Source organism: Streptomyces synnematoformans (assembly GCF_039531005.1).
Lineage (GTDB): Bacteria > Actinomycetota > Actinomycetes > Streptomycetales > Streptomycetaceae > Streptomyces > Streptomyces synnematoformans.
In genome coordinates, this window is sequence record NZ_BAAAPF010000327.1 from 1 (window position 1) to 7,650 (window position 7,650).

Annotated in this window: 8 protein-coding genes; 6 read left to right on the top strand and 2 right to left on the bottom strand. The window is 74.4% G+C overall.

Annotated features, from left to right (window positions below; translation table 11 throughout):
- Positions 1–66 precede the first annotated feature (66 nt).
- A complete protein-coding gene (locus ABD317_RS30745) occupies positions 67–792 on the top strand; it encodes an HNH endonuclease family protein (RefSeq protein WP_344294142.1) in 726 nt (241 codons plus the stop codon).
- Positions 793–800: 8 nt separating this feature from the next.
- On the opposite strand, the gene ABD317_RS30750 is transcribed toward ABD317_RS30745, so the two are convergent.
- Positions 801–1,706 carry an aldo/keto reductase gene (locus ABD317_RS30750; protein ID WP_344294125.1) on the bottom strand — a complete coding sequence of 302 codons (906 nt, stop codon included), beginning with the start codon at positions 1,704–1,706 and terminating at the stop codon, positions 801–803.
- 77 nt (positions 1,707–1,783) lie between these two features.
- Between ABD317_RS30750 and ABD317_RS30755 the strand changes: the two genes are divergently transcribed.
- From ABD317_RS30755 to ABD317_RS30765, 3 genes are all read left to right on the top strand, one after another.
- Positions 1,784–2,137, top strand: coding sequence for a MerR family transcriptional regulator (locus ABD317_RS30755; RefSeq protein WP_344294127.1), 354 nt, complete (start codon positions 1,784–1,786; stop codon positions 2,135–2,137).
- A 148-nt stretch (positions 2,138–2,285) separates the two neighbouring features.
- A complete protein-coding gene (locus ABD317_RS30760; protein WP_344294129.1) occupies positions 2,286–3,302 on the top strand; it encodes a glycosyltransferase family 2 protein in 1,017 nt (338 codons plus the stop codon).
- A gap of 3 nt (positions 3,303–3,305) precedes the next feature.
- Complete coding sequence (locus tag ABD317_RS30765) at positions 3,306–4,670, top strand: polysialyltransferase family glycosyltransferase (RefSeq protein ID WP_344294132.1); 1,365 nt, start codon at positions 3,306–3,308, stop codon at positions 4,668–4,670.
- 66 nt (positions 4,671–4,736) lie between these two features.
- On the opposite strand, the gene ABD317_RS30770 is transcribed toward ABD317_RS30765, so the two are convergent.
- Positions 4,737–5,834, bottom strand: coding sequence for an acyltransferase (locus ABD317_RS30770; RefSeq protein ID WP_425582477.1), 1,098 nt, complete (start codon positions 5,832–5,834; stop codon positions 4,737–4,739).
- A gap of 173 nt (positions 5,835–6,007) precedes the next feature.
- On the opposite strand from ABD317_RS30770, the gene ABD317_RS30775 reads away from it, so the two are divergent.
- Complete coding sequence (locus ABD317_RS30775) at positions 6,008–6,661, top strand: SurA N-terminal domain-containing protein (RefSeq protein WP_344294137.1); 654 nt, start codon at positions 6,008–6,010, stop codon at positions 6,659–6,661.
- 80 nt (positions 6,662–6,741) lie between these two features.
- A partial coding sequence (locus ABD317_RS30780) for a nucleoside triphosphate pyrophosphohydrolase (RefSeq protein WP_344294139.1) occupies positions 6,742–7,650 on the top strand: 909 nt, incomplete at its 3' end.

Here is a 7,650-nt window from a genome sequence, read left to right on the forward strand (position 1 = left end):
GCCGCGCCCGCCGCCGGAGCCGCCGGAGCCGCCCGAGCCACCGGAGCCGCCGCCTTCGCCGCGGCCGTGGCGCTGACCGCCGGCTGCGACGCCGTACCGGACCCGGCGGACGACCCCCCGTCGGACACCGCCCCCGCCGACCCCGCTTCCGGCCGCGCCGCCTCCCCCCTCGACAACCCCGACGGCACCGCCCCCGGCCTCGCACCCCTCACCTCCGCCCCCGACCGCGAGGCCGCCCTGCGCGTCATCGACCGCCTCGCCACCCGGGGCCGCGGCCCCGGCACCGGCTACGACCGCGACGAGTTCGGCTACGCCTGGATGGACACGGCCGACGGCGTGCCGCTCGCGGGGAACGGGTGCGACACCCGAAACGACCTCCTGCGCCGGGACGGGCGTGCCATACGGCTCCGGAGCGGCGACGACTGCGTGGTGGGGGCCATGGAGCTGGCGGACCCGTACGCCGGCCGGGACATCGACTTCGAGCGCGGGCCCTCCTCCTCGATGGAGGTGCAGATAGACCACGTGGTGCCGTTGTCGTACGCCTGGCGGATGGGCGCCGCGCGGTGGCCGGAGGACGAGCGCGAGAAGTTCGCGAACGATCCGCTGAACCTGCTGGCCGTCGACGGGGACGCGAACGCCGCGAAGGGCGACTCGGGGCCGGCGGCGTGGCTGCCGCCGAACCGGCGGGTGCGCTGCGCCTACGGCGTCCGGTTCGCGCAGGTCGCGCTGAAGTACGAGCTGCCGGTGACGGCGGCGGACAAGGACGCGATGCGGCGCCGGTGCCGCAGCTGACCCCCCGGCTAGGACGTGCCCGCCGCGGCGTTCCCGAGGTGCGTGAACTGCTCGTCGGTCAGCCGCAGTTCCAGGGCGCGGACGTTCTCGGCGAGGTGCGCGGCCGACGTGGTGCCCGGGATCGGCAGCACGTGGGGGGCGCGGTGCAGGAGCCACGCCAGGGCGGTCTGCGCCGGGGTGGCGCCGAGTTGCGCCGCGACCTCGGCCAGCGGACCGTCCCGGCGGGCGTGGGTGCCGACCGCGATCGGGAAGAACGGCACGAACGCGGTGCCCCTGGCCGCCGTGTGCGTCACGACCTCCTCGTGGTCGCGGGCCGTCAGGTTGTACATGTTCTGCACGGCCGCGATCGGTGCGGTCCGCTCGGCCTCCGCCAGCTGCGCGACCGTCACCTCGGACAGGCCGATGTGGCGCACCTTGCCCTCCTGCTGCAGCCGGGCGAGGGCTCCGACCTGTTCGGCCACGGGGACGTCCGGGTCGATGCGGTGCAGGTAGAGCAGGTCGATCCGGTCGGTACGCAGCCTGCGCAGGCTCAACTCGGCCTGCTGGCGCAGATAGGCGGGGTGGCCCAGCGGCACCCACTCGGTGGCCGAGGGCCGCGCCATCCCGACCTTCGTGGCGATCACCAGCTCGGCCCGGCGCGGCCGCAGGGCCTCGGCGATCAGCTCCTCGCCCGCGCCGAGCGCGTAGGCGTCCGCCGTGTCGATCAGGTTCACGCCGAGGTCGACTGCCGCGCGCAGGAGCGCGATCGCCGCCGCCCGGTCGTCGGGCGCGGTCCAGACGGGCGCCTGGGTGCCGCCGGGAGCGTCCGGTCCGTCGGCGAGCCGCATGGCGCCGTATCCGATCCGGCGGACCTCCAGGTCGCCGCCGATGCGGAAGTCGGGTTCGATTGTCGTGTCGTACGTGGTGTTCGGCATGCTGGGTACGCTACGAACTCACATGGATGTGAGATTCAAGCGGCTGTGAGGAGGGTCACAGCGGATACGGGGATGCCATGAAGATCGGCGAGCTGTCGGCACGGACCGGCGTGAGCGTGCGCCTGCTGCGCTACTACGAGGAGCAGGGGCTGCTCGCCTCGGAGCGCACCCCGGGCGGACACCGGTTCTACGGCCCGGAGGCACCGCAGACCGTGCGCCGCATCCGCCGGTTCCTCGACGCCGGCCTGTCCACGCGCATCATCGGCGAGATCCTCGACTGCGTCTGCGGCAGCGACGCGGAGATCGAGCCGTGTCTGACCCCGCTGCTGATGGAGCAGCTGCGCGGGGTGGACCGGGAGATCGACCGCCTGGCCCTCACCCGCGACTCGCTCGCGGACCTCGTCGCCGCCACCGGCGCCCGCCCGGCCTGACCGCCGGACCCCGGACCCGCCACCGGCCGAGGCGCAGCGGGCCGAGCGCGCCCGCCGCCACGCGCGTTTCCATGGCCGGCACCGAGAATTCACCCGCTGGACTTCTGCGCGGCAACCGTTTAAACGATTGCCCTTCTAACCTTGCGAAGTGCCCAAGCTGTCAGTCATCGTGCCCTTTCACAACGTGCAGGACTTCGCCCAGGACACTCTGCGCAGTCTGGCCCGCAACGCCAGACCCGACCGCGAGTTCATCCTGGTCGACGACTGCTCGACGGACGCCACCCCGCAGATCGTCGACCGGGCGGCGCGTACGCTGCCCGGCGCGCGCGTGATCCGGCACGACACCAACCAGGGCATCGCCCGCGCCCGCAACAGCGGCATCGACGCCGCCCGCGGCGACTACCTGACGTTCCTCGACGGCGACGACTGGTACGCGCCCGGCTACCTGGACGACCTCGTCGCCGCCATGGACCGCTATGGCACCGACTTCGTCCGCACCGACCACGTCCAGTCCAACGGCCGCGACCGCGTCGTACGCCGCGCCCCCGCCCGCCGCCGCGACACGATACTCAAGGCCCGCGAGGGCATCGGTCAGGCCAATCTCGAAACGATGGTCGACTACCCCTTCGTCTGGGCCGGCATATACCACCGCCGCCTGTTCCAGGACGGCGCCCGGCGCTTCGCCGACGACCTGCGCACCGCCGAGGACCGGCTGTGGACGTGGACGCTGCACCTGACCGCGGAGACCTTCGCCGTCACCGGCCTGCTCGGCGTCTTCTACCGGCGCGGTGTGAAGACCTCGCTGACGCAGATCAGCGACGACCGCCAGCTCGACTTCATCCCCGCGCACGACGCGATGCTCCGGGCCGTCACCGACCACCCCGAGGCCGACCGCTTCCTCCCCAAGGCCGTACGCACCTACTGCGCGCTCATCGCCTTCCACCGCGGCAACTCCGACAGGCTGGAGCCCGGCCTCGCCCGGCGCCTGGAGCGCGCCTCCGCCGAGGCGCTGCGCCGCATGCCGCAGGACGTGCTGGAGGAGACGCTGCGCGGCATGGACGACCAGCGCGGCCGGATGCTGCGGCAGCTGCGCGCGTCGGGACGGGGGAAGCCGGCCAGGCCGGCAAGGCAGGACAGCACGGGTAAGCCGGAAAGGGTCGCCTGAGTCGTGCACGAGCACCGCACCCAGATCTTCGAGGTCTCCACGCTGTACGGGGCGGCGACGCTCGCCGCCGCGCTGGACGCCGGGCAGTTCGGACCGCGGGCCGGGGCCCGGCGCATCCTGCTCGTCGCCAACAACGCGGCCGTGCCCGAGACCGCGACCCAGCTGCCGGAGATGCACGGCTGGAGCCCGGTCGCCGCCCGCTTCGACGAAGTGCTGGACTACAACCACGAGTTCCGCCCGCACCACCCCGCCGCCTGGCACCCCAGGGGCCCCGACGTGCCGCTGCTGCAGCGGCTGCTGCGCGGCGCCTGGGACCTCGGCGACGGGCCGTTGGACCTGGTGGTCGAGTCGGTGACCGCGCCGCCCGCCAAGGCGCTCGTCGCGATCTTCGCCGACGCCGACGTGCACGTGTACGCGGACGGGCTGATGAGCTACGGCCCGACCCGCGAGCGGCTGCCGCAGCACGTGGCCTGCCGGGTGCAGCGGCTGCTGCACCTGGACCTGGTGCCGGGCCTGACGCCGCTGCTGCTCACCGAGTACGGGGTGCCGGCCGAGGTGGTGCCGAACGAGGCGTTCCGCGCGGTCCTGGACGAGGTCTCCGCCGCCGCGCCCGGCCTGCCCGCGGAGGCGGCCGACGGCGAGCGCGAGGGCCAACGCGCGCACGACGGCGACGGCGCGCCGACCGCCGTGCTCCTCGGCCAGTACCTCGCCGCGCTCAACATCCTCACCCAGGCCGAAGAAGAGGCGCTGCACGAGCGGATGCTGCGCGGCGCCGCCGCGGCCGGCCACACCTCGGTCCTCTTCAAGCCGCATCCCACGGCCCCCGCCCGCTACTCCACGGTGCTGCAGAAGGCCGCCGCGGACGCGGGCGTCGCGCTGACGGTGCAGGAGGAGCCGATGCTCGCCGAGGCGCTGTACGGCACGCTGCGCCCGCGGCTCGTCGTCGGCTGCTTCTCCACGGCGATGCTCACCGCCGCCACCTGCTACGGCATCCCCGTCGCCCGGGTCGGCACCGAGACGCTCCTGGAGCGGCTCACCCCGTACCAGAACAGCAACCGGATCCCCGTCACCATCGTGGACTCGATCGTGCCGGAGCTGGGCGGCACCCCCGCCGCGAGCAGCCCGGCGCGGGACACCGCCCAGCTCGCCGGGCTGCTCACGGCGGTGGGGTACTGCATGCAGGCCGACAACCACGCGCGGCTGCGCGCACCCGCGCAGGAGTGGCTGGCGGTGCACCTGGACGCCGGCACGCGCCGGTACTTCAAGCGCAAACGGCTGACCGCGCTGGGGCTGCCCGGCGGCAACCTCGGCCGGGTGCCGAACGCCCGCAGGGCGCTGGGGAAGGTGCGCAGGGCGCTGACGAAGTAGCGGGGCGGTACGGGCACGCCGGTACGGGGCCGGGCCCCCGCCGGGGCCCGCGGCGTACCGCGCCGGCTACCCCAGCACCCGCCGCAGGCCCAGCCGTTGCCACAGCAGCGCCGCGCCGAACGACAGCACCACGCTCGCCGCCCAGATCCCCGCTGTCAGCACCGCCGCCTCCGCGCCGCCCAGATCCGCCGACACCACCGGCTCGGCCAGCGCCTGTATCACCATCAGGTGCACCAGGTACGCCCCGAACGCCGCCCCCGCGGCCCGCCGCACGCGCGGGCGCCACCGCTCCGGTACCCGCACCCGGGTCAGCGCCAGCAGCACCGCGCCGGTGAACACCGCGACCAGCACGTGGGCGTTGGGGATCACGTAGCTCACCTGCGTCTGGTAGACCAGCACGCCGAGCATCGCCGCCGCCGCCACGCCCAGCCACAGCGCCCGGAAGCCCCGCCCGCCGCGCGGGTGCAGCGAGAACAGCAGGGCGCCTCCGGCCGCGTACACGAGCGCGTATACGCCGAAGCCCCAGCCGAACGACGGCGTCCCCCAGCCCGTCGCCCGCCCCGCGTCGGCCAGCAGGCCGGGGCCGAGCGCGAAGCCGAGGAGCACCGCGCCGAGCCACCACGGCCGCCGGCCGGCGCGCAGCAGGACGACGAAGCCGAGGAGGAGGACGACGGGCACGTAGGCGTACAGGTACCAGAGGTGGTAGGCGGGGCGTACGGTCGCGAACGCGGCGTCCACGGCCAGGTCCCGCAGGGGATCCTCGTTTGTCTCCCGCAGCCGCCCCCACAGCAGGTAGACGGCCGTCCAGACGCCCATGGGGACGACGATGCGCACCATGCGCCGCGCGAGCCGCCGCCCGTCGCGCGGCGGCGCGCCGGCGAGGACGGCCCAGCCGGCGATCGCGAAGTACATGGGGACGGCGAACCGGCTGACCGCGTCGGCGGTCATCCCCGCCCAGTACGCGGCGGCGCCGCCCGCCTCCTGCCGGCCCACGGCGCTGATGAACTCCGAGCCGGTGTGCCCCAGGATGACGCCGCAGGCACACAACAGCCGGATGAGGTCCACGTCGTAGCGGTGGCCGGGCCGCCGGGACGGCGCCGCGGGGACGTGTAAGCCGGCGCGCTGCGGCGGGGAGGCGGAGGCGGCTGCCGGCTGCGTCGGCACGTCGGATACGGTCACTGCCGAACCTTCTTGTGCCGCGGTGTACGGAACATGAATGACGGCCGAACAGACAAGTCACGCCTGAGCAGTGGTGGCGCCGGGCGTCCCTTGCATAAGATCGTGATCCGTATCACGAAGTGGCACGCCGCCGCAGGAAAGCCGCCCAGGAGGCCGCCATGCGCAGGACCGCGCTCGCCGTAACCACCGCCGCGCTCATCGGGGCCGTGCCGCTGCTCACCTCGTGCGGCGGCGAGCCGCGCGCGGGAGCGGCGGCCGTGCTCGGCGACGACGAGCGCATCACCGTCTCGCAGCTGCAGAACCGGGTCGAGGAGGTGCGCGACGCGCAGAACGCCAGCGACCAGGCCGACGAGATGATCGCCCAGAGCGGCGACCTGAGCGTGGACACGCTGAACTCCATGCTCCAGGGCCGGGTCATCGAGCAGGCCGCGGAGAACCACGACGTGACGGTCCGCCGCGGCGACGTGCAGCGCACGCGCCGGGCCGAGGCGGGCTCTGTGGGCGGCGAGAAGCAGCTCCAGGCGATGTACCTGCAGCAGTACAGCATCCCGCCCGAGGCCCTGAACGCGCACTACGAGCAGCAGCTGATGGTGCAGGGGGTCGTGGCCAAGCTGGGCATCGACACGCAGACGCAGGAGGGCCAGGCGCGGCTCGGGCAGGTGCTCATCAAGGCGTCGGAGGACCTGGGCATCGACGTCAGCCCGCGGTACGGCAAGTGGGACAACGAGCAGGTGCGGCTGGCGCAGTCCGACACCCCGTGGATCAAGCAGGCCGGCGCCGACCCGGAGGGCGGCATCGCGCCCCAGCAGTGAGCGGGCGGCGCGCCGCGTAGCAGGATCGTGCCGGGGCGGCCGGTACGGCGCTGTCGGCGGCGTCGGTTACGGTCGGGGACGTGACCGGCCGCATCATCCTGTTGACCACCACCCACCGCATCGCCCCCGGGCTGCTGTCCTGGCCCGCGTGGGAGGCGCTGCGCGGCGCCGACCGGGTGCTGTGCGCCGACGCCGCGCACCCGCAGCTGCCGTATCTGCGCGATGCGGGCGTGCCCGTGGAGACCGCCGAGCCCGATGCGCGCGAGCTGGTCGACGCCTGCGCCGCGGGCGCCGACGTCGTCGTGGTCGCCGGGGCGGACGGCGAGCCGCGGCTGACCGACGACCTGGCGCGGCTCGCGGGCTCGGGGCGGGTGGAGATGCCGTCGCTGGAGCTGCTGCCCGGCTCGTACGACGTCCCGGGGGCGCGGCTGGTCGACGTGGTGCAGGTGATGGACCGGATCCGGTGCGCCTGCCCCTGGAGCGGCGGGCAGACGAGCGAGGGGCTGGTGAAGTACGGCCTGGAGGAGGCGTACGAGCTGGTCGAGGCGATCGAGTCGGGGGACACGGACGCCGTCCGCGAGGAGCTGGGGGACGTGCTGCTGCAGGTCGTCTTCCACGCGCGGATCGCCGAGGAGGACCCGGACGAGCCGTATTCGGTCGACGACGTCGCGGGCACCCTCGTGGAGAAGCTCGTCCGCCGCCACCCGCACGTCTTCGGCGACGCCGTCGCCGAGACCCCGGCGGACGTCAAGGCGCACTGGCTGCGCGAGAAGGCCGCGGAGAAGAGCCGTACGTCGGTCACCGAGGGCGTCCCGCTGGCGCAGCCGGCGCTGTCGCTGGTGGCGAAGCTGGCCGGCCGCGCCCGCACCGCGGGTGTCGACCTGCCGGCGCCGGTGCCCGGGGCGGCCGCGGGCGGCGCGGAACCGGTGGCGGACGGCACCACGTCGCCGGCCCGGCGGGTAGACGAGGGCGGCGAGCCACGGGCCGCC